The 26,116-nt window shown below is 41.0% G+C and carries 25 protein-coding genes and 1 pseudogene; 17 read left to right on the top strand and 9 right to left on the bottom strand.

Going from position 1 to position 26,116, the window contains the following annotated elements:
* Positions 1 to 170: 170 nt before the first annotated feature.
* Positions 171 to 552, top strand: a pseudogene (locus CU633_RS15100) (IS4 family transposase); the annotation flags it as partial.
* 151 nt (positions 553 to 703) lie between these two features.
* A complete protein-coding gene (locus CU633_RS15095) occupies positions 704 to 1,066 on the top strand; it encodes a general stress protein (protein ID WP_180954980.1) in 363 nt (120 codons plus the stop codon).
* A 37-nt stretch (positions 1,067 to 1,103) separates the two neighbouring features.
* Here CU633_RS15095 and CU633_RS15090 read toward each other — a convergent pair whose 3' ends face one another.
* Both CU633_RS15090 and CU633_RS15085 read right to left on the bottom strand, forming a co-directional pair.
* Positions 1,104 to 1,895 (bottom strand): LysM peptidoglycan-binding and 3D domain-containing protein, encoded by a 792-nt coding sequence (locus tag CU633_RS15090; protein ID WP_101661420.1) that lies wholly within the window; start codon positions 1,893 to 1,895, stop codon positions 1,104 to 1,106.
* A gap of 235 nt (positions 1,896 to 2,130) precedes the next feature.
* Entirely contained in the window at positions 2,131 to 4,287 is a 2,157-nt protein-coding gene (locus CU633_RS15085) for a PAS domain-containing protein (protein WP_101661419.1), read from the bottom strand.
* A 212-nt stretch (positions 4,288 to 4,499) separates the two neighbouring features.
* On the opposite strand from CU633_RS15085, the gene yhfH reads away from it, so the two are divergent.
* Positions 4,500 to 4,634 carry a protein YhfH gene (gene yhfH / locus CU633_RS15080; RefSeq protein WP_101661418.1) on the top strand — a complete coding sequence of 45 codons (135 nt, stop codon included), beginning with the start codon at positions 4,500 to 4,502 and terminating at the stop codon, positions 4,632 to 4,634.
* 209 nt (positions 4,635 to 4,843) lie between these two features.
* Positions 4,844 to 6,658: an oligoendopeptidase F gene (pepF, locus tag CU633_RS15075; protein ID WP_101661417.1), complete on the top strand. Its 1,815-nt coding sequence runs from the start codon at positions 4,844 to 4,846 to the stop codon at positions 6,656 to 6,658.
* A 134-nt stretch (positions 6,659 to 6,792) separates the two neighbouring features.
* Here pepF and CU633_RS15070 read toward each other — a convergent pair whose 3' ends face one another.
* Positions 6,793 to 7,005: a cold-inducible protein YdjO-related protein gene (locus CU633_RS15070; RefSeq protein WP_101661416.1), complete on the bottom strand. Its 213-nt coding sequence runs from the start codon at positions 7,003 to 7,005 to the stop codon at positions 6,793 to 6,795.
* A gap of 133 nt (positions 7,006 to 7,138) precedes the next feature.
* On the opposite strand from CU633_RS15070, the gene CU633_RS15065 reads away from it, so the two are divergent.
* The 4 genes from CU633_RS15065 (at position 7,139) to CU633_RS15060 (ending at position 9,293) form a co-directional block, all read left to right on the top strand.
* Complete coding sequence (locus CU633_RS15065) at positions 7,139 to 7,327, top strand: hypothetical protein (protein ID WP_101661415.1); 189 nt, start codon at positions 7,139 to 7,141, stop codon at positions 7,325 to 7,327.
* An 87-nt stretch (positions 7,328 to 7,414) separates the two neighbouring features.
* Positions 7,415 to 7,552 carry a hypothetical protein gene (locus tag CU633_RS22900; protein ID WP_180954979.1) on the top strand — a complete coding sequence of 46 codons (138 nt, stop codon included), beginning with the start codon at positions 7,415 to 7,417 and terminating at the stop codon, positions 7,550 to 7,552.
* Positions 7,553 to 7,674: 122 nt separating this feature from the next.
* Positions 7,675 to 7,800, top strand: coding sequence for a hypothetical protein (locus CU633_RS23380; RefSeq protein ID WP_257958833.1), 126 nt, complete (start codon positions 7,675 to 7,677; stop codon positions 7,798 to 7,800).
* A gap of 275 nt (positions 7,801 to 8,075) precedes the next feature.
* Positions 8,076 to 9,293, top strand: coding sequence for an MFS transporter (locus tag CU633_RS15060; RefSeq protein ID WP_101661414.1), 1,218 nt, complete (start codon positions 8,076 to 8,078; stop codon positions 9,291 to 9,293).
* A gap of 81 nt (positions 9,294 to 9,374) precedes the next feature.
* On the opposite strand, the gene CU633_RS15055 is transcribed toward CU633_RS15060, so the two are convergent.
* Positions 9,375 to 10,553 carry an MFS transporter gene (locus tag CU633_RS15055; protein ID WP_257958839.1) on the bottom strand — a complete coding sequence of 393 codons (1,179 nt, stop codon included), beginning with the start codon at positions 10,551 to 10,553 and terminating at the stop codon, positions 9,375 to 9,377.
* Positions 10,554 to 10,926: 373 nt separating this feature from the next.
* On the opposite strand from CU633_RS15055, the gene CU633_RS15050 reads away from it, so the two are divergent.
* Together CU633_RS15050 and CU633_RS15045 are read left to right on the top strand one after the other, a co-directional pair.
* Positions 10,927 to 12,411: an aldehyde dehydrogenase family protein gene (locus CU633_RS15050; protein ID WP_101661412.1), complete on the top strand. Its 1,485-nt coding sequence runs from the start codon at positions 10,927 to 10,929 to the stop codon at positions 12,409 to 12,411.
* A 168-nt stretch (positions 12,412 to 12,579) separates the two neighbouring features.
* Positions 12,580 to 13,179 (top strand): SCO family protein, encoded by a 600-nt coding sequence (locus tag CU633_RS15045; protein ID WP_101661411.1) that lies wholly within the window; start codon positions 12,580 to 12,582, stop codon positions 13,177 to 13,179.
* 114 nt (positions 13,180 to 13,293) lie between these two features.
* Here the strand turns inward: CU633_RS15045 and CU633_RS23375 are convergent, their stop codons facing one another.
* Complete coding sequence (locus tag CU633_RS23375) at positions 13,294 to 13,425, bottom strand: hypothetical protein (protein ID WP_257958830.1); 132 nt, start codon at positions 13,423 to 13,425, stop codon at positions 13,294 to 13,296.
* A 110-nt stretch (positions 13,426 to 13,535) separates the two neighbouring features.
* Entirely contained in the window at positions 13,536 to 13,826 is a 291-nt protein-coding gene (locus tag CU633_RS15040) for a hypothetical protein (RefSeq protein WP_101661410.1), read from the bottom strand.
* 183 nt (positions 13,827 to 14,009) lie between these two features.
* On the opposite strand from CU633_RS15040, the gene CU633_RS15035 reads away from it, so the two are divergent.
* From CU633_RS15035 to modB, 3 genes are all read left to right on the top strand, one after another.
* Complete coding sequence (locus CU633_RS15035; protein ID WP_101661409.1) at positions 14,010 to 15,626, top strand: ABC-F family ATP-binding cassette domain-containing protein; 1,617 nt, start codon at positions 14,010 to 14,012, stop codon at positions 15,624 to 15,626.
* A gap of 198 nt (positions 15,627 to 15,824) precedes the next feature.
* Entirely contained in the window at positions 15,825 to 16,067 is a 243-nt protein-coding gene (locus CU633_RS15030) for a YkuS family protein (protein ID WP_101661408.1), read from the top strand.
* A gap of 382 nt (positions 16,068 to 16,449) precedes the next feature.
* Complete coding sequence (gene modB, locus CU633_RS15025; protein ID WP_374703378.1) at positions 16,450 to 17,103, top strand: molybdate ABC transporter permease subunit; 654 nt, start codon at positions 16,450 to 16,452, stop codon at positions 17,101 to 17,103.
* A gap of 66 nt (positions 17,104 to 17,169) precedes the next feature.
* Here the strand turns inward: modB and CU633_RS15020 are convergent, their stop codons facing one another.
* Positions 17,170 to 18,333 (bottom strand): D-alanyl-D-alanine carboxypeptidase family protein, encoded by a 1,164-nt coding sequence (locus tag CU633_RS15020; protein ID WP_101661406.1) that lies wholly within the window; start codon positions 18,331 to 18,333, stop codon positions 17,170 to 17,172.
* Between the two features lie 325 nt (positions 18,334 to 18,658).
* The gene (locus CU633_RS15015) at positions 18,659 to 20,071 is read right to left on the bottom strand and encodes a PAS domain-containing sensor histidine kinase (protein ID WP_101661405.1); all 1,413 of its coding nucleotides are present in this window, start codon (positions 20,069 to 20,071) and stop codon (positions 18,659 to 18,661) included.
* 386 nt (positions 20,072 to 20,457) lie between these two features.
* On the opposite strand from CU633_RS15015, the gene CU633_RS15010 reads away from it, so the two are divergent.
* Positions 20,458 to 20,907 (top strand): cupredoxin domain-containing protein, encoded by a 450-nt coding sequence (locus CU633_RS15010; protein ID WP_101661404.1) that lies wholly within the window; start codon positions 20,458 to 20,460, stop codon positions 20,905 to 20,907.
* A gap of 80 nt (positions 20,908 to 20,987) precedes the next feature.
* Here the strand turns inward: CU633_RS15010 and safA are convergent, their stop codons facing one another.
* Complete coding sequence (safA, locus tag CU633_RS15005; RefSeq protein ID WP_308314772.1) at positions 20,988 to 21,551, bottom strand: SafA/ExsA family spore coat assembly protein; 564 nt, start codon at positions 21,549 to 21,551, stop codon at positions 20,988 to 20,990.
* A 236-nt stretch (positions 21,552 to 21,787) separates the two neighbouring features.
* On the opposite strand from safA, the gene CU633_RS15000 reads away from it, so the two are divergent.
* The 3 genes from CU633_RS15000 (at position 21,788) to pflA (ending at position 25,891) form a co-directional block, all read left to right on the top strand.
* Positions 21,788 to 22,468: a DUF421 domain-containing protein gene (locus CU633_RS15000; RefSeq protein WP_257958828.1), complete on the top strand. Its 681-nt coding sequence runs from the start codon at positions 21,788 to 21,790 to the stop codon at positions 22,466 to 22,468.
* 293 nt (positions 22,469 to 22,761) lie between these two features.
* The gene (pflB, locus tag CU633_RS14995) at positions 22,762 to 24,987 is read left to right on the top strand and encodes a formate C-acetyltransferase (RefSeq protein ID WP_101661402.1); all 2,226 of its coding nucleotides are present in this window, start codon (positions 22,762 to 22,764) and stop codon (positions 24,985 to 24,987) included.
* A 154-nt stretch (positions 24,988 to 25,141) separates the two neighbouring features.
* Positions 25,142 to 25,891: a pyruvate formate-lyase-activating protein gene (gene pflA, locus CU633_RS14990; RefSeq protein WP_101661401.1), complete on the top strand. Its 750-nt coding sequence runs from the start codon at positions 25,142 to 25,144 to the stop codon at positions 25,889 to 25,891.
* Positions 25,892 to 26,116: the final 225 nt, after the last annotated feature.

Here is a 26,116-nt window from a genome sequence, read left to right as displayed (position 1 = left end):
GATTGAGCAAAAGTGTAAAATCTTATCAAGCGAAAACTGTCAACTTTATTCTAGCGTTTACAGGCAGTGCATATTCGTTTGTGAGCTGTCGTTATTTTTATATTTTCCTTTCTTGGAAAGAAAGGAATAAAGTAGATCGTATTGAATTCCGAACAAGAAATGGTGCGCAAGGAATGCGCTGGGACATCGAGGCATCCTTCAAGACGACAAAATCACTTTTGCGTCTTCAGAGAGAATTCCAAGGCCGCTCTTATGACTTGCTGTTCAGCCACACAACCATCATTTTGCCCATTACATTGTCCTCTCCTGTCAGAATCGATGTAACACAGATGATCGCACCATTGGCGGTGTCTTTTATGAACAATGTGATGAAATCAATGAGCTGGATTGAGCTGTAGGCTTTACAGCAGTGAATCGAGCTTCTTCAAGATACCCTAAAACAAGACAAATAAAATGACTAAAAAACTCATCGGAAGTCAACTACAGTAGTGGATCGCAGGCCATCCAAAATACATTAAGGCTTATTTGCCGATTTTACTCTATGAAAGTTGAGAAGATAAGTTAAAATCAATAAAGTTTGTTATATCGCGGGTTCTGAACGATATAATAGAACAGATCACCCCTGCGCTGTATGCAGTTCTTTTGTTTAGCAAAGCTAAATAGCGGGAAAGTTTCTCATAGTATTGGTTGGGGAGGTGGGGTCATGACCTGGAACGCAGTCGGAGTTTTTGGATCAAAAAAAGAAGTAGTGAAAGTAATAGAACAGTTAAAATCGGAGGGCGTAAGCTTATCTGAAATGTTTATAATCGGCAATGATCTCCGCTTGATTGCGGAAATTTCAAAGCAAACCGGGATTCATTCTCTGAAGCGGACGTTAAATACACCAGAAAAAGATAATGGTGTCTTTATGCATAATCTGGCAACAGCCTTTGATGATCTCGATGACCGTTCCGGATACAAAAAAATATTAAGCTCTTTCGGCCTTTCTGAACAGGATGCGGCTGAATATCAAACCTATATTGAAGATGGACTGATGGTGTTGTTGGTCGATGAAGATGACACGTAAAAAAAACTGCCCTGTAAAAAGGCAGTTTTATATATTATTAGTCTAATATTTGAACTTTCACTTGCTTCCTTCCCCAATTTACAGCTTCCTGCTTATCAGAGATAAAGATGTCGATTACATTTCCTTTAATGGCTCCGCCTGTATCTCCTGCAACCGCATAACCGTATCCTTCAACATAGACTTTTGATCCTAACGGAATGACACTAGGGTCGACAGAGATCACTTTTGCGTCCGGATTGGCTTTCAAATCAATCCCGGTGGCAGTCACGCCCGAACATCCATCACAGCTCGCTGTATAAGCGGTAGCTGTTACAGTCAATTCCCTGGTGCTGCTTTCTGGCTCAGCCGGGGTTGGCTCCGGTTTTGCTGGGGCCGGTGCCGGATTTACGGCAACTGCTGCACTTGTTGCTGGTTGTTGAGCCGGATCAGCTGCCTTATTTGTTTGTGCTTCAGCTACAACTTGTGCTGCCGGCTTATTCGTGTAAATAACAAGATTGGCATCCGGGTAAATAATATCGGAACTCAAGTTATTCCACTTTATTAGATCGTCAACATTCACATTTTGTTCTTTTGCGATTTTCCAAAGAGTGTCACCGGATTTTACTATGTAATTCTTTACCGGAGAAACGGTTAATACGTCATCGGGACGAATGAGATCAGTTGATAATGCATTCCATTCTTTTATGTCACTAACCGTTATATCATACTTTTGTGCTAGGTCCCAGAGCGTATCTCCTTTTTTCACAGCCACTTCTTCAGCTTGAGCATTCACTCCGATTGCGCCAGAGATGGTCACAGCTGCAAGCATGGAATAAATGTGTTTTTTCATTTGATAACCTCCTATGGCTTGTTTAAGTTAACGCAATCTATCATAACATGGATTTTTCTCAGAAAAAGAACAGCAGGATGATAATTGCGTTACGAACTTGACAGCCATATAACAGGCGCATTACATATTATCTGAAAATTATGTTTATTCTCTGATTATATGCAGAAGTGATTTCACTAAAAAGACGCTGACCGACATGGCCAGCGTCTTCTCTATGAAACTTTAAAAAAACAATTCAGGCGGTTTTAGCGGGTAAAACAATATTAAAGGTTGTCCCTTTATTGGGCTCGCTCTCAATATAAACCTTCCCTTTGTGGCTTTCGATGATTTTAAAGCTGACCATTAATCCAAGACCGTTTCCATTCTCTTTTGTAGTGAAAAACGGCTCGCCAATTTTTTTTACTTTTTCGGGAGGGATGCCGATACCGGTATCCTGGATCGAAATATGGACGCTATTATTCGTCAACTTGGTTCGTACATGAAGTTCACCGCCATCAGGCATCGCTTCAATCCCATTTTTGATGAAATTTAAAAATACCTGTTTAAGACGGTTTTCATCACATTCTATTTGGACAATGTCTTCATGAAAATCAAAATGCAGTTTAACGCGCTTTTTTCTCGCTTCAAAATCAAGCAGGGCAAGGACGTCCTGAATGACCGGGATGATGTTTTTTTCTTCAAGGCGGGCCGCTTTTGGTTTGGCAAGCACCATAAAATCCTCGACAATTGTATCAATCCGTTCTACTTCGTCTAAAATAATTTCGATAAATTCCTTGCGTTCCTCTTTCGTTTCGTCCAGAAGCAGAAATTCAGCATAGCCCCTTAAAGAAGTTAATGGGTTGCGAATTTCATGGGCAACACCTGCCGCCAACTGCCCTACTGCAGCGAGTTTATCCTGGCGGTGAAGAATTTCTTCCGTTTGTTTCTTTTCCGTAATATCATTGCGGATTGCGAGGTATTGATATGGCTTGCCCCGCTCGTTTAAAAAGGGGATGATCGTCGTATCTACCCAGTAATAGGATGCATCTTTTGCTTTATTGCGGATTTCTCCTTTCCAAACAGTTCCTGTCCCAATCGTGCTCCAGAGCTCTTTAAAGAATTCTTTCGAATGATAACCGGAATTAAGCAAGCTATGGTCATGTCCAATCAATTCTTCACGATTGTACTTTGATATCTCACAAAATTTTTCATTTATGCTTGTAATGATGCCTTTATTATCGGTAAAAGCAACAATTGAAGACTGGTCAAGCGCAAATTTGATATCGCTGATTTCTTTTAACGTATTTTTCAAATGCTCTTCCGTACTCTTTCTGCCTGTGATATCACTTCGTATCGAAACATATTGAAATGGTTTGCCTTTCTTATTTAGAAAAGGAACAATCGTCGTATCAACCCAATAAAAAGTTCCATCTTTTGCCCTATTGCGGATTTCACCCTGCCAAACCTTCCCCTGGCCGATCGTTCTCCACAGATTGCGGAAAAACTCTTTAGAGTGAAAACCTGAGTTTACGATTCGATGATCTTTCCCCAACAGATCATCTTCACTATACTTGGAAATCTCCAGAAATTTATTGTTTACATACGTGATGATTCCTTTGGCATCGGTGATTGCAACAATCGACGATTCATCAAGAGCTGCTTTAATATCCTTTAAGTTGGTATCTGAGACGAGAAGACGTTTGCTGATAAGCGTACTGGAACCAATCAATCCTGCCAAAATTACCACGGTAATCACAAGAATTAAATACATGATGCTTGTTTCCGGGAATGCCCCTCGTAATCCGGTTCCGTTGGAGGGAACGAATAAAGCCCGATTCAGCAAGAAATAGCCTTGAACGATTGCCGCCGTCACGATCAAGGCGCTAATCGGCTTAAGCCAGGTCCGTTCATTGTCAGAGAAGTTTTTTGAACCAAAAAGGATCCACAATGAAAAAAAGAAAGATCCGAAAATGAGCAGTGTAAAAGTGCTTAACAGCAGAAAATCAAACTGAACCGTTAAGTTTAAGGAATAGAGGCCAAGTATATGAACAGATAACACTGCAAGTGTCAGAAAACTGCTTGCGGCTACGAGGTGCAGCGGTTTTATGACGGTCATCAATAATGCTTTAAAGGCAGCTCCAGTTAAACAGATCGCAGCAATCATTGAAAAAACCGTAATCGGAATATGATAGGCTGACGAACCAGCCAGCTCGGAAGAAAGGAAACCAAAAAAATTCATTACCCAAATTCCGATTCCCATTGAGAAGATGCTGCCGATAAATAAAAACCGCTTGTTTCTTTCAGAGGATTTAATCAAGGTCAATAAATCAAGAGCTGTGTAGGAGGCCATAATAGTTAATAAGATAGCGATAAAAATAAGCAGCGGATTAAATGATCCAATCATTTCGTCCATGTAATCGATCAAACTCCCCTACAAACATGTTATTACTATGATTGTAATGGAAACTACCTTACTTTGGAAAGCTTTATAAAAAAATTCTCATGAATTGGTGATAAAAGTAACTATTTTCAAAAAAAACTACACACTTTAATAAAAAATAGTGTATACTGTACTACAACAGGGTAAAAATAAATAAACTGTATTATAAAAAGGAGGAATAAAACATGTTGCAAAGTCCAGTTGAATTTTTCCGTACTCTACCGAAAAAGGTTTGTCCTGAATGCGGTGAAAAGGTTTTTGAACAAGCAGAATCATACCTAATGGAATGCGAACGCTGCCTGTCCAAGAAGGAAGAATAATATGTGATGCGGGTGAGATACCAGAAATCTCACCCTTTTTTTATGCTTTGAAACACCCCTTTGCTTGCAGAGGATGATCTCTTCTCGCCATATTCGATTAATTGGAACAAGTGAATTCTAAAAATTGAGATAAGTGTATTCAAATCGGAGTTGTTCGTGTATAATCAATTTAGTTAGAGTTACGAAATACTTTTTGGAGGTCATAATCTATGGAAAAAACCGTGGAAAAGCGTTTGACACGCTCAGAAGTACCAGAGAAATTAACATGGAATCTGCAAGATCTTTTCGTTTCAAATGAGGCGTGGGAAAACGAGTTAAATGAAATTAACAATGCCCTTCCTTCATTCGAACAATTTAAAGGAAAACTGCAACAAGGTGCAAATTATTTGTGCGATTGCTTGTTGGCCCAGGAAAATTTATCTATCAGATTGGTCCGTGTCAGTACGTATGCAAGCTTGCTCCAATCCGAAGATGGAAGCAGTCCGGAAAACCAGGCGAATTTCTCTAAGCTGGCAGCCCTGGTTGCCGATGTAAATGCCGCTTTATCTTTTATTGACTCTGAGATCCTGTCCTTGCCTGACGGTTTAGTTGAATCATACATAAAAGAGGAAAAAGAGCTTCAGCCTTTTGAAAGACAGCTTTCCGAGCTTCTCGATGGAAAAAAACATAAGCTATCCGCAGAAACGGAAGAAGTCCTTGCTGCTTTGGGAGAAGTGCACGGCGCGCCTTATCGCATTTACCAGACTAGTAAATCTGCTGATATGGAGTTTTCGCCGATCGAAGATCATGAAGGAAATGAACTTCCTAATTCGTTTGCCCTTTTTGAAGATCGTTACGAATTTTCTCCCGATACAGCTATTCGCCGAAAAGCATACGACTCATTTGTCCAGACACTGCAGAAGTATAAAAATACTTTTGCTGCGACGTATGCGACTGAAGTGAAAAAGCAGGTGACTCTCGCAAAGTTGCGCAAGTATGAATCGGTTACGCATATGCTCCTGGATCCGCAAAAAGTCAGCCTTGATATGTATAATAACCAGTTGGATATTATCCAGGCTGAACTTGCTCCGCATATGCGGCGTTATGCCAAATTAAAGAAACAGCAGTTAGGCTTGGAGAAAATGTTGTTTTGCGATTTAAAGGCGCCGCTTGATCCGGAGTTCAGTCCAAAAACGACCTATGAAGAGGCGAGTAAAATCATTCTTGAAGCGCTGAAAGTAATGGGTCCGGAATATAGCGGGATTATCGAGAAAGGCTTAACAGAAAGATGGGTTGATTTGGCTGATAATGTGGGTAAATCAACAGGTGCTTTCTGTTCCAGCCCATTCGGCGTCCACCCTTATATTTTAATTACCTGGACAGATACGATGCGGGGTGCTTTTGTCCTTGCACATGAACTTGGACATGCTGGCCACTTCTACTTGGCTAACAAAAACCAAAGAATTATGAACACTCGTCCATCAACCTATTTTGTCGAAGCTCCATCAACGATGAATGAATTGCTGCTTGGCGACCATTTATTAAAAAATACAACAGATACAAGAATGAGACGTTGGGTTGTTCTCCAGCTTCTCGGAACGTATTATCATAATTTTGTTACCCATCTTCTTGAAGGAGAATTCCAGCGCAGAGTTTACAATCTGGCTGAAAACGGTACCCCGCTTACGGCGAAAGTGCTTTGTGAACAAAAAGCCGAAGTGCTTTCAAGTTTCTGGGGTGATGAAGTTGAAATCGATGAAGGTGCAAGCCTGACATGGATGCGCCAGCCGCATTATTATATGGGACTGTACCCTTATACTTACTCTGCAGGTCTTACTGCATCAACTGCGGTTTCCCAGCTGATCCAATCAGAGGGTCAGCCTGCCGTTGACCGCTGGCTCGATGTATTAAGAGCAGGCGGAACAAAAAATCCTCTTGACTTGTTAAAGCATGCCGGTGTTGACATGTCCAGGCCTGATGCCATTCGAAAAGCCGTTGCCTATGTTGGCTCACTGGTTGATGAATTGGAAAAAAGTTATTCTTAATCCATCCATGAAAAAGCCTGCCTATTTTTTGGCAGGCTTTTTTAATTCATTGTTGTTAAGTTGATTGAAAGAGCTTGAACGTGTTTCTGTTATCTGGATAGAAAAGCACTTTCCTCTTTGACCAGTTATAATTGCTAGTTGTATTTAAACGGGTTGAAATCCGTTCGAATTTCTGGAAGCTGCCTCATTTCTTCTCTCATTCCGCTGCCGCACATCGGGCAGCTGAGGTCGTCACTGGCAAACTCCTTCCTCATCCAGCCATTGCAGGAATCAGATTCGCAGGAATACACACTTGTATCGACAATGATGTTCTGTATTTCTTCAGTTGCCTTCTTTGAAAAATACATAGGCAAGCCCCCTTTCGCTTAGTATGATCTTTATGCCGAAAAAAATTACCTGATTTTAAAATTAGTGATTGGCTTCATACTTATGAATAATCTTGGCTGTGGATGAGAACCTTTTAAAAAAGGGGTTGAAAACGTGGCGAAAAAAACAAAACAGTATTTAACTTATGCTCCGAAAGAAACAGTCATTACCATTCAGAACGATGATACTTTTCCCAATTTAAAAAATATAGCTGGCGACTCTGTTGAAAGCCATAAGGATCTCGAAGTAGCCAATGCCATCATAGGCGGCGAAGAAATTCGCCAGCAAAATGAAAATTTATAAGCGAACAGTGCTTATTATCGCAGTTTGAAAGGAATGAGCGTCTATGAATTTCCCGCTTAAAAATATGTTTGCCTGAGGAGAATATGAATGATTGAAAAAGAAAAGAACAAAAAGTATACAGTGGTTGGAACAGACATCGAAGAAGTGAAAAGGCTTAATCGCCAGTCAGGCCTTTCCTATAATCAAGTTAAGGAACTGCTTGCCAGGAAGCTGCTGGACAAATAGGGAAAAAGCGCTTTAGCTTCTCCCCCGCCTTTTTGCTGCTGATTTTCGTCCAAGTTTATTTTTCAAGAGAAAAGGGTATGAGAATAAAGCAACGTCTATACTTACAGAAGGGATGGATCGCAATGAGAGTCTTAACAGCATCTCCAAGGATCGTATACGGCATTGCATTTGAAGGCGGTTTTGTCTTAATGAAGAAAGGGACACTTTCCCGGCACCATTGGGTCCGTAAGGGAAAGAAGTCGAACTGATTAACCTTTGATCGTTAATATAAAACGGAGCAGCCACGCGGCTGCTTTTTTTTGCAGAATAAGTGGCAGCTCTTCGAAAATCAATGATCATCATCCTGTCGAAAAGTTGGCAGGGTTTTTATGCTTGTGTCTTCCTTGAAAGAGGCCTAAAATACAATCTCGTTCTTAATTGAGAAGGTGTGCTTAATGGACCGTTTTTTAAGGATGCTCTTGCAATTATAGAAGCAACATCGTACAATCCATTTCGATATTTGAATCTGAGAGGAGATACCTGGTTGAAATTTTCACCTAATGAAAGGTTTAGCATATATCATGGATTGGCTTCTACCGTTTCTACCAATGCCGTCAACAGTTATATCCCATTGTTTGCTCTCGGGGTACTCGGCGCCAGCAATCAACAAATGGGTTTGATCACTTCCCTCCCATCGATCATTGGAATGCTCGCGCTCATTCCTGGAGCTGTTTGGCTTAATCGCACAACAAGCAAAAAAAAGTATACGGTCATTTCTACATTGGTGACCAGGCTTTTATTTATGCTTATTTTGTTTATCCCCTTCTTTCCATTATCTGTGTCTGCGTGGATATTGGTTGTGTTAATCGGCTTGATTAATTTTCCGGGCTCCCTGTCGGCTTTGTCCTGGCAATCGATGATTGGCGACTTGATACCGGAGAAACGCAGAGGAGAATTCTTTAGTTCACGGAATAAGTATAATACGATCATCGCCATGGTTATTACGTTTTTGACCGGATATTTTGTCCAGCAATTTGACAGTGAGAATGCTTTTCCGTACCAAATTTTGCTCGCAATCGGTTTCGGTTTTGCGTTGGTAGAAGTCTACTATCTTAATAAGCATGAAGAAGCGATCAATGTTAAGAAAGAAAAGCAGGAAAGCAAGAAAATCAATTTTGATGTGTTTAAGAACAAGCCATTCCTTGCCTTTGTCATTTCTGGATTGTTATTCAATTTCGGTGCGCAAATGGCATGGTCATTATTTAGTATTTTTCATATTAGGGAAGCCGGGGCAACCGCTTTATGGTTCAGCCTGTTTGCTGTCACAAATCAACTCGCCCAAATTATCAGCGTAAAATGGTGGGCAAAAGCTGCTGACCGCCATGGAAATACGATTGTTCTTTTTGTTGCCGCTGCAGGCATGGCGACGGCGCCGTTTCTGACAATCCTGTCTACAAACTTGATTTATTTAACGATCATCAACTTATGGATCGGTTTGTTTGTGTCCGGAACAAATTTACTGTTGTTTAACCAATTATTAAAGGCGACTCCCGAGCTCAACAGAACGAGCTATATCGCTAACTATAACTTTTTATTGGCAATCATCGGATTCATTGCTCCGCAATTTGGTGTCTTCCTGCTCAATGTGTTCGGAATGAATACAGCGATGGGAATCATTTCGGCCGTCCGCTTTGCGGCTGCCTGTTCCTTCTTGATTGTTGCCTTTACAGTCGAAAAACGTTCTGTAGCGGAAGCTGTGTAAGTTTTTATAGGCTTTTAAAGTAACATATAGAAAGAAGATGGCAGTGCAGTTGCCATCTTCTTTTTACTTCAACAGTATTGTTTAAATTTTTGCCGTAACCGTGGTGTTATCTTTTTCTTCTTTTATCAGCCAAATATTAAGGATGACACCAATTAAAGCCAAAATGCCGAAGAAAAAGTAGACATAATAGACATTCCAATGCTCGTAAATGATTCCGCCGAAGAAAGTGCTGAACCAGTTGCCAAAGCCGTTGCCGATGGCCGAATATAAGGTAACCGCGGTTGCGGTAATATGAACTGGAGTGATTTCGCGGACGTATTGAAGTCCCGCCGGAATGAATAGACCAAGGGAAAAGCCCTGGATTACAGCTGTCGCATAAACGAGCGTTAAATTCGGTTCAAAGAAATAAAGAATCCATCTGAAAAAAGAAACAAAGCCAGCCAGCGCCGCAATATGGAGCAGCCCGAATTTTTCAATCCAGCTTCCTGCTGCGCGCATAAATGGAATCTCAGACAGTACTGCCAGCAAAAAAGCGATACCGATTCCGGTATATGTTCCGCCGCTATCTTCGACGAACAGCCCAAAATACGTATTATTGGCCAGATTTGGACCGAAGATCAGAAAAGTAATCGCGAGGAAAATAATAAACTTCTTCAATGTAAGAATTTCTTTTACTCCTGATAAAAGCTGCTTGTTGGCAGATGCTTTTTCCTTCGGGATTCTAAATGCAAGTAAAGCTGCCAATGCCAGAGCCAGGAAGAACGCATAAAAGATCACAGCTGGATTTTGTTCTGACAATCTGCCCATAATAAATACAGCAATCCCAAAGCCAAGCGAGCCGAAGAGCCGGACATTTCCATAATTGACTCTTACTTTGCTTGTATATTTTAAAGAAATACTGTCCGAAACAGGAATGATTGCACTCTGGAAAACCGCTATTGCAGTTGCGGTAATGAAAAACCAAATATAATCGCTGGAAAAAATATAGCCGAGCCCGAATGTACCAGCTAAAAAGGTAGTGAACGACAGTACTTTGATTGGAGCATTTGTTTTGTCGCTAACCAGCCCCCAGACAGGCTGGAAAAAAATCATGATGATCGGACCAACCGACATGATTGTCCCGATTTGAAATCCATTCAAACCGACTGTCTCGCTTAAATAGACGCTCAACAATGGAAATAAACTGCCGACTGCAAAAAAAGCCAACAAGTAAAATCCCTGCAAGGTTAATATGTTTTTCTTTACTTCACCATTCATTATGCATCCCCCATACGCTGTGCCTTTAGCAACCATCACAAAGCATCTTATATTTTACCACTTTAGTGCCTGGATTGCTTTAATAATATCAGTTGTAAAGTTGGGTTTTTTTACAACGGCTCCTCCCCTGCACATCAGCCGGGAGATTATACATGGATCATAAACGTTATATATATTTTGATGCAGATAACAGCATATAAATTGGCAGAGGCATTTTTAATAGTTTTCGTGAAGCAATAGTCAACTGTCGTTTTTTGTCAGAATATTTTTACTCTTATTAGTTGATTACTAGTTTTCAATGATGATAACATTATTGTGGAAGCGCTATCAAATAGATAGTCCTTTTTCTGCATATCAAAATCAAGGGAGGAATTTGATGAGTTCTGTTACGGTTGAGCTAAATGAAAAAGTCGCAAAGTTTTTAGCAGGTAAAAAGAAAATGTTCATTAATGGCCAGTTTGTTGAAAGTGCTTCCGGAAAAACTTTTGACACTTTCAATCCGGCAACAGGTGAAGTTCTTGCCACTGTATACGAAGGTGGACCTGAAGACATTGATTTAGCTGTAAAGGCAGCCCGTAAAGCATTTGATGAAGGGCCATGGTCAAAAATGAGCACAGCCAAGCGAAGCAGGTTAATGTATAAGCTTGCCGACCTCATGGAAGAGCACAAAGAAGAATTGGCCCAGCTTGAAACGCTCGATAATGGAAAGCCGATCAGAGAAACGTCGGCTGCGGATATTCCTCTTGCCATTGAACATATGAGATATTATGCAGGCTGGTCAACGAAGATTGTCGGTCAGACAATTCCTGTTAACGGTCCGTTCTTTAACTATACCCGCCACGAGGCAGTTGGTGTTGTCGGCCAGATTATTCCGTGGAATTTCCCGCTTTTAATGGCGATGTGGAAATTGGGAGCCGCCCTTGCAACAGGCTGTACCGTCGTCTTAAAGCCTGCTGAACAAACACCTTTATCCGCTCTTTATTTAGCAGAGCTTGCCGCTGAGGCTGGTTTTCCGGATGGTGTTCTAAATATTGTGCCGGGATTCGGCGAAACAGCCGGACAGCCGCTTGTCGACCATCCGCTTGTAGATAAGGTTGCTTTTACTGGTTCTACTGAAGTTGGGAAGCTGATTATGGAGCGGGCTGCAAAAACAGTCAAACGAGTGACGCTCGAGCTTGGCGGTAAATCACCGAATATTATTCTTCCTGATGCAGATTTGACAAAAGCGATTCCGGGTGCATTAAATGGGGTCATGTTTAATCAGGGCCAGGTTTGCTGCGCTGGTTCACGTGTGTTTATTCAAAAGAAGCAATTTGATAATGTTGTCGCAGACATGGTCAGCCATGCGAAAAATATTAAGCAGGGCGCAGGTCTGGATCCGGATACCCAGATCGGGCCGCTCGTTTCCACTGAACAACAAAACCGGGTTCTTGGCTATATTGAAAAAGGCCTGAACGAAGGTGCCGAGCTTCTGACTGGCGGTTCAAAGCCTTATGATGACGGATATTTCGTCTCACCGACGATTTTTGCCGATGTGCGTGATGAAATGACGATTGCGAAAGAAGAAATTTTTGGTCCGGTGATTGCTGCGATGCCTTATGAGGATCTTGATGAACTGATTGACCGTGCCAATAACAGCCAGTATGGATTGGCAGCCGGAGTATGGACCCGCGATATTTCAAAGGCGCATTATATTGCCAATAAGCTTCGTGCCGGTACCGTTTGGGTCAACTGCTATAACGCATTTGACGCGGCTTCACCTTTTGGCGGCTATAAGCAATCAGGAATCGGCCGCGAAATGGGTTCCTACGCTCTGAACAATTATACGGAAGTAAAAAGCGTTTGGATTGCAATGAATTAAGAAAACGATAATCGGTTTTGGATCGTGCTGATATTAGTCCAGCACGATCTTTTTTGTTATCACAATCTGCAAATGACTTATTTTTTTTCCTTCGCATTTAAAAGGTTCACATTATGTCCATAGGATTTTCCTGTGATTTTATTTATCTTTAAATGGGAGGGAAAACGAATGAAGAAAATATATATTATTTGTGCGATTATCTTAGTTTTAGGCATCGCTTCGGGGATTTCTTTTTTTCTGATTAGGGATGCTAATGCACAAATACCTGATGATATAACTTTAGTTACGATGAATAATGAAAAATTTACGTTTGGTGAAGCAGATAAAAAGCTGAAACTGGTTGAATTTATTTATACCCACTGCCCCGATGTTTGCCCGACAACAACACAGCGGATGAATATGCTAAGAAACGATTTGCAGGATGAAGGAGTATTCGGCAAGAAAATTCAGTTTCTGACGATCACAATCGACCCATACAGAGATACACCCGAAGCGCTTAAAAAGCACATGGATGCGCTCGGCATAGAAGATGACGGAAACTGGCTGATGCTGACTGGCGACCCTAACATCATAAAGGAAGAACAACAAAAAATAAGGGAGATCGCCGATACGTTCCAGTTTCAATACAAGGATCCGGGCAACGGGCTATTTATCCATAGTTCATTCACTTTTTTAATTGATGAGAACAATGAGTTTATCAAAAAGTTCCCGATGGGCGAAGATTTTAACAGACAGGAAGTTTTCGACGTCATTATGAATGAGATTTAGGCTTCTTCGCAGCGAATTTAACATCAGCTCTGCAACACAACAACCATAAAAAGCCAAAGGCGGTGAATTCAAAGAATTCACCGCCGTTTTTCTTAAGCTGATACCTGCTAAGAGTTAGTTGACTGGAGAGGATTCCTTTGCATTTTGCTTAAGGGAAAAAAATTCAGACTTTGGCTTTGTAAAGCTTACTTTGATTCCAGACTTTTTTAATTGGTTTACAAAATCGATAAGCTGCTTTTTAGCCATTTCAAGATCTCCTTTTTTACGCTTTTTCATTATTCTAAGTTTACACGAAAAATGTGAAGAAAATATGTCGTTTTTCTGAAAAATTTTTCTTTTTTTCTATACCCGTACATTCAAGGTGTTAAAACCAATTTTCTTCCATTATAATCTTTTAAAGATGTGTGATGACAGTTACAAAATACCCAATCTTCCATTTGGTCCTGGTACCATTCGCATACGAAAATGGCCGTTTTCCCCGCCTTGACAAGATTTATGCCAAACTCATGGTAATGTTCTTTCATCAAATCGACAGATCGCTGCTTTTTTACAGTTCCTTTTTGGTGATACCATACTTTGGTGAGTGTCTCCATTGGAAATCGCTCAAACCTTTTCCATACCTCCATAATCTCTTTTGGTGGTCTCATTCTTATGTCTCTCCGTTTTCGAGAAAATTTCGTCTGTAATTTTAAATTCTCTTATTTTTCCAAAAATCCTTTTTTATATTTCGATTTTTTTTGCTTTATTGCTGGAAAACTTGAAAACCAGTCGCCCTCCACTCTTGAAAATGTTATAATTTCGTAGATATTGGTTTACTGGAGGATAAAAACATGATTACTGTTAGTAATGTCGGTTTAAGATACGGCGATCGCAAGCTGTTCGAAGACGTGAATATTAAATTTACACCAGGAAATTGTTATGGATTGATTGGAGCAAACGGAGCAGGAAAGTCAACATTTTTGAAGATTTTATCCGGTGAAATTGAAGCGCAGTCCGGCAGCGTCCATTTGGGTCCTGGCGAACGCCTCGCCGTTTTAAAACAAAATCACTTCGAATATGAAGAATTTGAAGTCTTAAAGGTTGTGATCATGGGGCACACCCGGCTTTATGAAGTGATGCAAGAAAAAGATGCTATTTATATGAAGGCTGATTTTACCGATGAAGACGGCATGAAAGCAGCTGAGCTCGAAGCTGAGTTTGCCGAACTAAATGGTTGGGAAGCAGAGTCTGAAGCAGCGATCCTTTTGAAAGGGCTCGGGATTTCAGAAGACCTTCATGATAAAAAAATGGAAGAGCTAAATGGCGGCGAAAAAGTAAAGGTGCTTTTGGCACAAGCTTTATTCGGCAAGCCTGACGTACTGCTGCTCGATGAGCCGACGAACCATTTGGACATTAAAGCGATCCAGTGGCTCGAAGAGTTTTTAATTAACTTTGAAAACACAGTTATCGTGGTTTCACATGACCGTCATTTTTTAAATAAAGTATGTACACATATTGCCGATCTTGATTTTGGTAAAATCCAAATTTACGTTGGAAATTACGATTTCTGGTATGAATCAAGCCTGCTTGCCGCAAAAATGGCATCTGACGCAAACCGGAAGAAAGAAGAAAAAATCAAAGAACTGCAAAACTTTATCGCCCGCTTTAGTGCAAACGCATCGAAATCAAAACAAGCAACGTCCCGGAAGAAACTTTTAGACAAGATTACACTTGATGATATAAAACCATCATCTCGCCGTTACCCTTATGTCGGCTTTACGCCAGAACGGGAAATCGGCAATGATTTATTGAGAGTTGAAGGTATTTCAAAAACGATTGACGGTGTCCAGGTCTTGAACAATATTAGCTTTATTATGAACAAAGACGACAAGATTGCCCTTGTTGGCAAGGATGAAATTGCCAAGACGACACTCTTCAAAATTTTGATGGGTGAAATGGAGCCGGACAGCGGATCATTCAAATGGGGAGTCACAACTTCACAAGCGTATTTTCCAAAGGATAATTCCGAGTTCTTCGAGGGCAGTGATCTCAATCTGGTCGATTGGCTTCGCCAGTTTTCTCCGAACGACCAAAGTGAAAGCTTTTTACGCGGTTTCTTGGGAAGAATGCTTTTCTCTGGAGAAGAAGTACTGAAGAAGGCCAGTGTTTTATCCGGAGGGGAAAAAGTCCGTTGCATGCTTTCGAAAATGATGCTGAGCGGTGCAAATGTGCTCTTGCTTGACGAGCCGACTAACCATCTTGACCTTGAGTCGATTACCGCGTTGAATAATGGCTTGATTAATTATAAGGGATCCATGATCTTTTCTTCACATGACCATCAGTTTATCCAAACGATCGCAAACCGGGTTATCGAGATCACGCCTAATGGCCTGATGGATAAGCAAATGACTTATGATGAGTATTTGGAAAACAGCGAACTTCAGAAACAAGTTGCTGCTATGTATTAATAAAATTACGGACAGGGAAGCCCTTGGTGCTCCCTGTTTTTTTAATGCTAATGACAAAGGCAATGCCAGGCATATCAATTCATTTAAATCCCCTTTTTTCTGGAAAGATCGTCAGCTTATATACTTTTTTGCAAAAAGCATATTTTGTAAAAAGTTAGGAAAGCTTAAGCTTAAAGATAGAAGGAGGTGTGATGATTTATGGTGAAAATAGGTGTAGAACAATCTCTTTCATATATTCAGGATGCGCTTCGGGAAAAAGGCTATGATGTCGTTGAACTGAAGCAGCAGTCAGATGCACAAGATTGCAACTGCTGTGTTATTACCGGCCTTGACTCAGATGTGATGGGTATTCAGGATACAGTTATTTCAGGTCCTGTAATCGAAGCAAACGGACTGACCGCAGAGGAGGTTTGTCAAGAGGTTGAGGAGCGTTTGCGCTGATTTCAGGTGATGCAATTTGGTTAACAACCTTTTGCATTGGTAGATATCTCCTTTTGCAAATGAACAAAGCACTGAAAAAATATATATAATCATACGATCATGACAGACTAAAGGGCTGCACAGGCAGCTTCCTTTAGTCTTTTTTTATCATAAGAATGAACTTCATAAAGCCATTCTTTAATTGAAAAACGAACAGTTATTTGTTTCTTACGGCATCTCCTATTTATTTAGACAATTTTCATTCGTTTTTCGGTCTAGCTTATTACATTGTGAAATTTACTCCATAAAAATACTGTTTAAGATCATTTTTTTCGGTATAATCGTGGTAGCCGAATGATGTCGATTAAGCAGACGGAATACTTGTATTGGATTGATGCATATGATCAACGAGCAATTTTGGATACCGATTAAACTTTCGCTGCAGGTTGCCTGCACTTCATTAATAATCGTTTTATTTTTAGGGTTAATCATGGCAAAAATGTTTGCCGGGAAAAACTTTCGGGGTAAAGTGATATTAGAAACGGTCCTGATGCTTCCCCTCGTCCTCCCTCCTACCGTGATTGGATTCCTGCTAATTATTATTTTCGGTAATAATAGCCCGGTTGGTACTTTCATAGAGTCGGTTTCACAGCAATCTGTGATGTTTACTGCCACAGCCGCCGTCATTGCTTCCACCGTTGTCGCCTTTCCGCTCATGTACCAATCGGCAAAGACCGGCTTTCAGTCTGTTGATCGCGGGATTGAAGAAGCGGCAAGAATCGATGGCGCAAGTGAATGGAAAGTCTTCCTGCTTGTTACGATTCCTCTTTCTGTCAAGGCGATTGTGTCGGGAGCGATTTTGAGTTTTGCGAGGGGGCTTGGAGAATTTGGCGCGACTTTAATGTTTGCCGGCAATATTCCCGGGAAAACACAAACGGTACCGACAGCAATCTATGTTGCTCTTGAATCAGGAAATATGGATTTGGCCTGGCTCTGGGTGGCTTCAATGGTTCTCATTTCATTCATAATGCTCTTATTCACCCAATTGATTAAATAATTGAGACCGGAACTGTGCTTCCCTTTGTCACCAACATAAACGAACCTATAAAACGGCGTGTAGTTCCTAAACACGCCGTTTTTGTTTTATCCGTCCGGGAGAGCGGTATCTTAAAGAAAGCAGTGCTCCACCAGCGATAATCATCAGAATTCCATAGAAAGCATTCATGTTAACCTTTTCACTTTTCGCTTCGACTTGTTTTTCGGGCTTTTTACTTGCCTTCTTTACCTGTTCAAGCTGAACGGTCTGAAGCACTTCGCCATTTTGCTTTTCAATCGCAAGGAGGCCATTTTTATCCACTTTTTTAATCGCTCCTTCAACCGGTTCGGTAATCGCGGTTGCGGAGCTTGTCTTAAACTTTTGTTTTCCGAATGAATACTCGGAGGAAGCAGGCAATGTTGCCGATTTAAAATTTTTAAAGCCATAATCAAAGAGTGAAATCGTATCCTGGTAAGCATCCTGTTTGTAATCTGCCTGAAGAATGATTGCAGTCAATTGAATGTTTTCATTTTCAGCGGTGGTCGCAAGTGTTTGCTTTGATTCATTGATAAAGCCTGTCTTGCCGCCGGTCACCCCTTCAAAAGGATATTCACCTTTCATCATTAGATGATGGGTGACAAGGGTTGTATCCCACGATTCCCCTTTCCAGGCCATTTCTTTTGTCCCAAAAATGCTCATAAATACTGGATTTTTTATCGCATAACTTGTAATATTGGCCAGGTCCGCTGCAGTACTATAATGGTTTTCATCAAACAGACCGTGCGGATTTGTAAAATTTGTGTCGGAAATCAATGACTTTTCACTTAAGTATTCAGTCATGTTACGGGAAAATTCCTCAACAGTTCCATTAAGATGCTCGGCAATCGCCACAGCGGCATCATTTCCGGAATTAATCAGCATTCCCTGGATCAGCTTTTCCAAGGTCAATTCTTCGCCTTCGACAAGGTATACACGTGTACCATCCGTTTGAACGGCATTTCCGCTCACCGTTACCATATCATTAAGATTACCGTTTTCGATTGCATATATCGCTGTTGCAATTTTTGTGAGACTCGCAGGGTACATGATTTCATGCCCCCTTTTTTCAAATAAAATCGTCCCTGATTTCGCATCCATCAATAACGCTGCTCCGCTTCGTAATTGAACATCTTCAGCCTGTTCCGCGTTTACCGTGGATTGATGAAAAAAAGAGACCAATATAGCTGTTAAAAGTAAAACAACTTTCCTCATCCTAAACCACACCTATCAAAATAATTGTCGATTTTGATTTTAACAAAAAAATAGAACTAATGGACTATTTAATTGAATTTGTTACAAAAATGCAAAATAGTTGCCTAAATCTAGGTTCTGCATCTCCCCCGGCACGCGCTGGAATCTTCTTAAAATCAGTTTACATAACAAAATTATGTTAAATATTTGTTATGCTGAAATGCAAAAAAACCTGGATTTAATCCAGGTTTCTTTCTTGCTGTGTGTAAATTCAGCTTTGTAGAAGGATTCGACTCTTTCCCGGACGGATAATTAAGTTTCCCGGAGACTTGCCGGGTTCTCCACGTTATGCCCTGGGCAGGATGATGTTTACGGTCGTTCCCTCATTCTCTTTACTTTCAATATGTAAATTTCCTTTATGCGTTTTCAGGATTTTATTGCAAATCATCAGTCCCAGGCCGGTTCCTTTTTCCTTTGTACTGTAAAAGGGCTCACCAAGCTTTGACATTCTCTCTTCAGGAATTCCAATTCCCTGATCTTTAACGCTTATATATATATAATTTTGATCTTGTTTAATGGTTATTAGGATTTCTCCGCCAGCCGGCATGGCTTCGATCCCGTTTTGAATGATATTTATCAAAACCTGTTTCATTTTTGATACTTCACAATCTACATACAGCTCATGATCGCTTGTTACGACATTAATCGTAATATTACACATAATAGCCTGTGTATTTAAAAGGGTTACAACTCCCTTTACTAAATTAACAATATTCGCTCTCTCCATATTTGTGGCCTGCGGCTTTGCCAACACGAGCAGATCGGTGACGATTGATTCAATCCGCTTTAATTCTTCAAGAATAACCGGAGTATAGTCATCCGCTTCCCTTTCCCCGAGCAGCTGGGTGAATCCTTTAATTGCGGTTAGGGGGTTACGGATTTCATGCGCAATCGATGCAGCGAGCTGGCCGACGACCGAAAGCTTTTCGGCGTTATGAAGCCGTTCTTCAGTCCTTTTTTGTCCTGTTATATCACGAATGATGATTTGAAACATCCTCCGGTTTTTATAGATAGTTGGTATTAATTGAATCTCTGCCCGGCGCACCTGGCCGTCGCTTCTTTTTAAATTGAGCTCGAAATTAATGCTCTGATTGGCGGCAAGAAAATTGGTCAAGTATTTTTGGTCCGATTCTGCCACATAATCGTATAAAGATGTCCCGATAATTTCATTATTGCTTGTAAAACCGAGCAATTTTCTTCCTTCGCCGTTAATATAAGTCCAAATTCCGTCCCCGGTTGTCATGCCGATCGTGTCTCTCGAAAATTCAACAAGCAGCCGGTATTTCTCCTGGGTTTCAAGAATTTCTTCTTCCATTATAATGCGTTCAGTCATATCTCTTGATATGCAAATCGTTTCGTTTCCCTGATTGGTCGGGGATGAGATGGTTTCAAGCCAGATATAATCCCCTTCCTTCCGCCTGAATCGAAAACTGACGCGAACCGTTTTCCTGACTGCAAGATGCTGAAAGATTTTATCCAAATGGTGATGATCATTAGGATGGCAAAAGTCGTACAGGTTTTTTTTAAATAATTCCCGGGGTGAATATCCGAGCAAGGAATAACTGGATGGAGTTACAAATAGAAACGTGCCATTTTCCGAATGCTTTGTTAACACATCCTTCGAATGGGTCAGTGCGAGGCGGAGGTTTTGAATCTCATCCTGTTCGTCACCTACTTTTATCAAGTCCGTGTCAATCATTAAGCTTTTTGCCTCCGTTCTTTAGAGCTGGTCAGTTCTTAATATACTGAAATTTCTCTCTTATCATTATCATACAAGATACTTCCATGAAGAAGGGAAAAAATATCTATTTTATTGGAAAAATAAAGAAAGTCTCCTGCGACAAAAGGACCTTGTTATGATAAAGGGAATCTAGTGAAAAAGTTGTTCCATAATCGATAGATGTCTGTATTCAATCCCTTTTGTCCTGCATCTTTCGATTTGCTAAAAGAAGCCCGTCCCTCCTATTGCTATTATTCATGTCAATCATAGAAAAGTAAATACGCTCATCAGAAAAAATTTTGACAAGTTTGACTTCATCTCGAGCATATTCTGTATGGGGACAAACTTTTAAGGAGATGAGGCAAATGAAATTCTATGTTTTAAAAAAAGAATCACTGGTATTTTTTATCATCATTTGCATCGCTGCGATCACAGCCTTTGTTTGGTTTTTTGTTTATTCGGGTTCTGTTCCGGCCAGCCGTCTTGAGGTTGACAGCAAGGCTCGTGAAATTCACCTCATTACAGGTGAGTTTAAAACAAAAATGGACGACGGAACGGAAATGGAAGTGTACCGCTGGGATCCGGGAACGATTTTTGTTGAGAAAGGAGAGAAAGTAGACTTGAAAATTTTCGGAGTTAACGGCCGCGAGCATTCATTTACGATTGAAGGCACGAACATCAAAGGAACGGTTCAAAAGGGCAAAGAAACTGTGGTTCCTCTTCAGTTTAATGATGAAGGAGTTTACAGGCTGATTTGTCATACGCACAGCCAAAGCATGGAAGGCCCGATGATTGGCTATATTATCGTAGATTAAATTTATGAAATTAAAGTTTGCCGGAATGAAAATAACCCCCCTGCACAAAGTTTCAGGGGGGTTAGAACGATTATTGTCTATTATCTGCCAATGAACATTTGTGTCCAGTAGTGGCCATATGACCCGCCTTTAACGTAGCCAACGCCAATTTCAGTGTATCCGGAAGATAAAATATTTTTCCTGTGTCCTTCGCTGTTCATCCAGGCCTTAACAACTTCCTCCGCTGTTCTCTGCCCTGCTGCAATGTTTTCACCGGCAGTCCGGTAAGTTATTCCGAAGCTTTTCATCATTTGAAAAGGAGTTCCATAGGTAGGAGAATTATGGCTAAAATAGTTTTTATCCGCCATATCCTGAGATTTATAGCGGGCGACTCTTGCTACCTCCCAATTAGATTTTAATGGCTGTAAGCCGTACTTGGCCCGTTCCTGGTTAACGAGCTTCACTACCTGAGCTTCTACGGAAACAGCAGCAGCGGCAGTAGGTATGTTAATTTTCTGGCCTGGATAAATCTTGTTCGGGTCCGTAATCTGGCGGTTTGCATTGATAATCTCTGAAATTCCTGTTTGATAGCGGACAGAAATCTTCCACATTGTATCGCCAGACTGGACGGTATGTACCGTAGCCGCTTCAGCGTCGTAATTCATTCCAAAGACAAGAGTAGCAGTCAACATGATTGTGGTTAGTAATCTTGTAATAGTTTTCATAGTTATTATTAAAACAAAGTATGGCAATCTATTAAACCGGTAATTTGTACCGGGGAAACATATAGCTGCACATTTTGGGAATGAAAAAAAATCACTCCAATTATTGGCCTTTGGACGAGTTAAATGGTATATAAAAGAAAATACTAGGAAAAAAGTGAGCATTGGAGTGGAATAGCTTGATAATCCTAAAACCGATGATTATTTATCTCGTGACGATTGCCGTAATGAGGCTGATGGGAAAATCGTCAATTGTACAAATGACGCCTTATGATCTTGTAGCCATTGTTATTATCGGTACAGTAGCATCCGAACCTTTAATCAGCACCGAGCTTATTCCAAGCCTTATTACACTTGCGATCATTACAGCTATGTATCTCCTTTTTTCATTTTTAACGTTAAACCCGGTCGGAAATAGATTATTTCTCGGTGAACCAACAATCCTCATTAAAGATGGACAAATCATTGAAGACAATCTTGAAAGATCGCATTTATCTGTCTCCCAGGTTCTCTCGATTTTGCGCAGCAAAGGTTTTCCGAAGGTCGCTGATGTTGGATACGCGGTGCTTGAACCCATAGGTGAGGTAAGTATTGTTCCAAAGTCAGAAAATACACCGGTCACCGTTGGTCATTTAAATATTAAAATAGCGGATGAAGGCCTGCCGATTGCCGTTATTATTGACGGCAGGATTCAATCGCGAAATTTAAAGCTATTACATATCTCAAAGGAATGGCTGATTCATAAATTGGTGTTAAATCAATTGGATCCAAAAGATATCATCTACGCCTATATAAATGAAAAATCCAAAACACTGGTTGTTAATCCGCGCAAGTCAGAACAAAAAATTATTGAACCGTAATTAAAAAAAGAAAGCTCTCCAGTTTGGCAGAGCTTTCTTTTTTATATAACAGTTTTCGATTTTTTATCAATAATTATAATACAGATGGAATTGAGCATAACTTCCTCTGTTTGTTCTCTGAAAATTTTTTAACAAAGAATAGCCTTTGTTTTAGAGATTTTTTTAATATTCCACAGATTGTTCATAATTTCATAACAATTTGTGATGTTGCTCACATTCTTACCTGTTATACTTGAGTTAGGATTTAAATATGCTTCTGTTATATTATTTTAATCAAACATGAGGTGAGTATGATGGAAAAATGGAATGGTTTTACAGGAGGAGTTTGGCAGCAGGAAGTAAACGTCCGGGATTTTATTTTGAAAAACTTTACGGAGTATAAAGGGGATCAATCGTTTTTAGAAAAGGCAACAGAGGCAACAGAGGCACTGTGGGCACAAGTGATGGAATTAACGAAGCAAGAACGCGATAACGGCGGCGTCCTCGATATGGATACAGAGATTGTTTCAACGATTACGTCTCACGGCCCTGGTTATTTAAACAGGGAAAAAGAAAAGATCGTCGGCTTACAGACGGATAAACCGTTCAAGCGTTCCATGCAGCCCTTTGGGGGTATCCGCATGGCTTCCCAGTCCCTTCAATCATACGGGTATGAAATTAATAAGCAGGTAGAAAAGGTTTTTACCGACTATCGTAAAACCCATAACGCAGGTGTTTTTGATGCTTACACCGATGAAATGAAGCTCGCCAGGAAAGCAGCCATTATCACTGGCCTTCCTGATGCTTATGGCCGGGGAAGAATAATCGGCGATTATCGGCGTGTTGCCCTTTATGGCGTAGATTTCCTGATCCAGGAGAAGAAGAAGGACCTGGCTTCAACAAGCAGCGTGATGTCTGAAGAAAATATCAGGCTTCGTGAAGAGCTTTCTGAACAGATTCGCGCATTGAAAGAATTAAAAGAGCTCGCCGCAAGCTACGGATTTGATATCTCCGAGCCTGCCGCAAATGCACAGGAAGCATTTCAATGGCTGTACTTTGCTTATCTCGCTGCCATTAAAGAGCAGAACGGTGCTGCGATGAGCCTTGGCAGAGTTTCCACCTTCCTTGATATTTATATTGAACGCGATCTTGCGAATGGAGTTTTATCAGAGAAAGAAGTCCAGGAATTGGTTGACCATTTTGTCATGAAGCTTCGCCTTGTCAAATTTGCGCGGACTCCGGACTATAACGAATTGTTCAGCGGCGACCCAACCTGGGTGACAGAATCAATCGGTGGTATGGCATTGGACGGCCGCTCACTGGTGACCAAAAACTCATTCCGGTTCCTCCATACGCTTAATAATCTTGGTCCTGCGCCTGAACCAAATTTAACTGTGCTATGGTCAGAACAGCTGCCGGAAGGATTCAAAAGATATTGTGCCAGTATGTCCATTCAAACCAGCTCAATTCAATACGAAAATGATGATATTATGAAGCCGGAATATGGCGATGATTATGGAATCGCCTGCTGTGTTTCCGCAATGGAAATCGGAAAGCAAATGCAATTTTTCGGGGCAAGGGCCAATTTGGCGAAAGCCTTGTTATATGCGATTAACGGCGGCGTAGACGAAAAGCTGAACATTCAAGTCGGGCCTAAATACCGTCCGATTACATCCGACGTACTTGATTATGAGGAAGTAATGGAGAAATTCGATGGAATGATGGAATGGCTGGCAGGACTTTATATCAATACCTTGAATGTCATTCATTACATGCATGATAAATACAGCTATGAACGGATCGAAATGGCCCTTCATGATACGGAAATCCTTCGTACGATGGCTACCGGGATTGCCGGCTTAAGTGTAGTCGCTGACTCCTTAAGCGCGATCAAGTATGGCACTGTCAGGGTTATCCGCGATGAAAACGGGCTCGCAACCGATTTCGTAACCGAAGGCGATTTCCCTAAATACGGAAATAATGATGACCGCGTTGACAGCATTGCCGTTGAAATTGTAAAAAGCTTTATGAACAAGCTTAAGAAGCACCCAACTTACCGGGATTCAGTTCATACAATGTCCATCTTAACAATTACATCAAATGTCGTTTACGGTAAAAAGACAGGGAATACACCTGACGGACGGCGTGCCGGTGAACCATTTGCACCAGGTGCCAATCCAATGCATGGCCGGGATACGAAAGGAACGCTTGCTTCCCTTTCATCCGTTGCAAAGCTCCCATACAGCTACGCAATGGACGGAATCTCCAATACGTTCTCGATTGTACCGAAAGCTTTAGGTAAAGATGAAGACAGCCGAATCGGCAATCTGGTATCCATTCTTGACGGGTATGCGGTGAAAGCCGGACACCATCTCAATGTCAACGTCTTTAACCGTGAAACGTTGTTGGACGCAATGGAACATCCTGAACTCTATCCTCAGCTGACAATTCGTGTTTCTGGATATGCCGTTAACTTTATAAAATTGACACGTGAGCAACAGATGGATGTCATTAACCGGACATTCCATGAGTCCATGTAACGTCCCTGCCAATCTATTAAATTAGGATTTTTTTAAGATTTTTTTGGCCGTCTCCCTCCCCTGTTATCGGAGATATGGAGACGGCATGGTATAATATTACGTACAAAACGGCTTAAATCTTCTAAGCGCTCTCAAGTGAAAGGGGTTTCTCACCATGATCGGAAATATACATTCAATAGAGTCCTTTGGAACAGTCGACGGACCAGGAATTCGTTATGTTATTTTTACACAGGGCTGTCTGTTGCGCTGCCAATTTTGCCACAACGCTGATACCTGGGAAATCGGTTCCGGAAAACAAATGACTGTTTCCGCAATCATTGAGGAACTGAAGACGTATTTGCCTTTCATTCAAGCATCAGGGGGAGGAATTACGGTAAGCGGCGGTGAGCCGCTTCTGCAAATTCCGTTTTTGACTGCCATATTTAAGGAATGTAAAAAGCTCGGCGTCCATACAGCGATCGATTCTTCAGGTGGATGCTATTCAACTGCCCCGCTTTTCCAGGAGCAGTTGAAAGAGCTATTAAACTATACTGATCTCGTTTTACTCGATTTAAAGCACATTGATCGAAAGAAGCATATCAAATTAACAGGAATGGGCAACGAACATATTCTGGATTTTGCAAAATTCCTCGATCAAAATGGGACATCCGTCTGGGTGCGTCATGTCCTCGTCCCCGGAGTAACCGATGATCCAACAGATTTGCAGGAGCTGGGAAACTTTATCGGCCAGCTGACGAATGTCCTTAAAGTTGAAGTGCTCCCTTATCATAAGCTGGGCGTTTATAAATGGGAAGCATTGGGACTCGAATACCCGTTAAAGAATGTTGAACCACCAAGAGAACAGAGCGTTGAAAAAGCTTTAAGGCTGTTAACAAGTAAAGTTGTGCTTAAAGATGATTGTTAACAAATTCATATTCAATAGTCTGAAAGAAAAGGCACCGAAAGACGATCTCTCGGTGTCTTTTCTATTTTTTGGGATTGTATGATCTCTTCCGCCATTAAAGCTTGGTGCCCCCTCTCTTTCTCTTAAAATCCATCTCGGAAAACATCTAAAACTATTTTAAATTGTTTATTGACTTTTAATTCGGAAGCTTTTAAATTTATAAATGTAAACCAATACATAAATTGT

Source organism: Bacillus sp. V3-13, assembly GCF_002860165.1.
Lineage (GTDB): Bacteria > Bacillota > Bacilli > Bacillales > Cytobacillaceae > Bacillus_BJ.
The sequence above is the reverse complement of the archived record's forward strand: the minus strand, read 5'-3'. Positions and strand labels throughout refer to the sequence as shown.

Coding starts and splice junctions, on each gene's coding strand:
- pflB (WP_101661402.1), top strand. CDS start 22,762: ATGGAAAAATGGAATGGTTTTACAGGAGGAGTTTGGCAGCAGGAAGTA.
- CU633_RS15030 (WP_101661408.1), top strand. CDS start 15,825: ATGGTGAAAATAGGTGTAGAACAATCTCTTTCATATATTCAGGATGCG.
- CU633_RS15070 (WP_101661416.1), bottom strand. CDS start 7,005: ATGTATTTTTCAAAGAAGGCAACTGAAGAAATACAGAACATCATTGTC.
- CU633_RS23375 (WP_257958830.1), bottom strand. CDS start 13,425: ATGGCTAAAAAGCAGCTTATCGATTTTGTAAACCAATTAAAAAAGTCT.
- CU633_RS15045 (WP_101661411.1), top strand. CDS start 12,580: ATGAAGAAAATATATATTATTTGTGCGATTATCTTAGTTTTAGGCATC.
- CU633_RS15035 (WP_101661409.1), top strand. CDS start 14,010: ATGATTACTGTTAGTAATGTCGGTTTAAGATACGGCGATCGCAAGCTG.
- CU633_RS15090 (WP_101661420.1), bottom strand. CDS start 1,895: ATGAAAAAACACATTTATTCCATGCTTGCAGCTGTGACCATCTCTGGC.
- CU633_RS15050 (WP_101661412.1), top strand. CDS start 10,927: ATGAGTTCTGTTACGGTTGAGCTAAATGAAAAAGTCGCAAAGTTTTTA.
- CU633_RS15085 (WP_101661419.1), bottom strand. CDS start 4,287: ATGGACGAAATGATTGGATCATTTAATCCGCTGCTTATTTTTATCGCT.
- CU633_RS15010 (WP_101661404.1), top strand. CDS start 20,458: ATGAAATTCTATGTTTTAAAAAAAGAATCACTGGTATTTTTTATCATC.
- CU633_RS15015 (WP_101661405.1), bottom strand. CDS start 20,071: ATGATTGACACGGACTTGATAAAAGTAGGTGACGAACAGGATGAGATT.
- safA (WP_308314772.1), bottom strand. CDS start 21,551: ATGAATTACGACGCTGAAGCGGCTACGGTACATACCGTCCAGTCTGGC.
- pepF (WP_101661417.1), top strand. CDS start 4,844: ATGGAAAAAACCGTGGAAAAGCGTTTGACACGCTCAGAAGTACCAGAG.
- CU633_RS22900 (WP_180954979.1), top strand. CDS start 7,415: ATGATTGAAAAAGAAAAGAACAAAAAGTATACAGTGGTTGGAACAGAC.
- pflA (WP_101661401.1), top strand. CDS start 25,142: ATGATCGGAAATATACATTCAATAGAGTCCTTTGGAACAGTCGACGGA.
- CU633_RS15040 (WP_101661410.1), bottom strand. CDS start 13,826: ATGAGACCACCAAAAGAGATTATGGAGGTATGGAAAAGGTTTGAGCGA.
- yhfH (WP_101661418.1), top strand. CDS start 4,500: ATGTTGCAAAGTCCAGTTGAATTTTTCCGTACTCTACCGAAAAAGGTT.
- CU633_RS15020 (WP_101661406.1), bottom strand. CDS start 18,333: ATGAGGAAAGTTGTTTTACTTTTAACAGCTATATTGGTCTCTTTTTTT.
- CU633_RS15095 (WP_180954980.1), top strand. CDS start 704: ATGACCTGGAACGCAGTCGGAGTTTTTGGATCAAAAAAAGAAGTAGTG.
- CU633_RS23380 (WP_257958833.1), top strand. CDS start 7,675: ATGAGAGTCTTAACAGCATCTCCAAGGATCGTATACGGCATTGCATTT.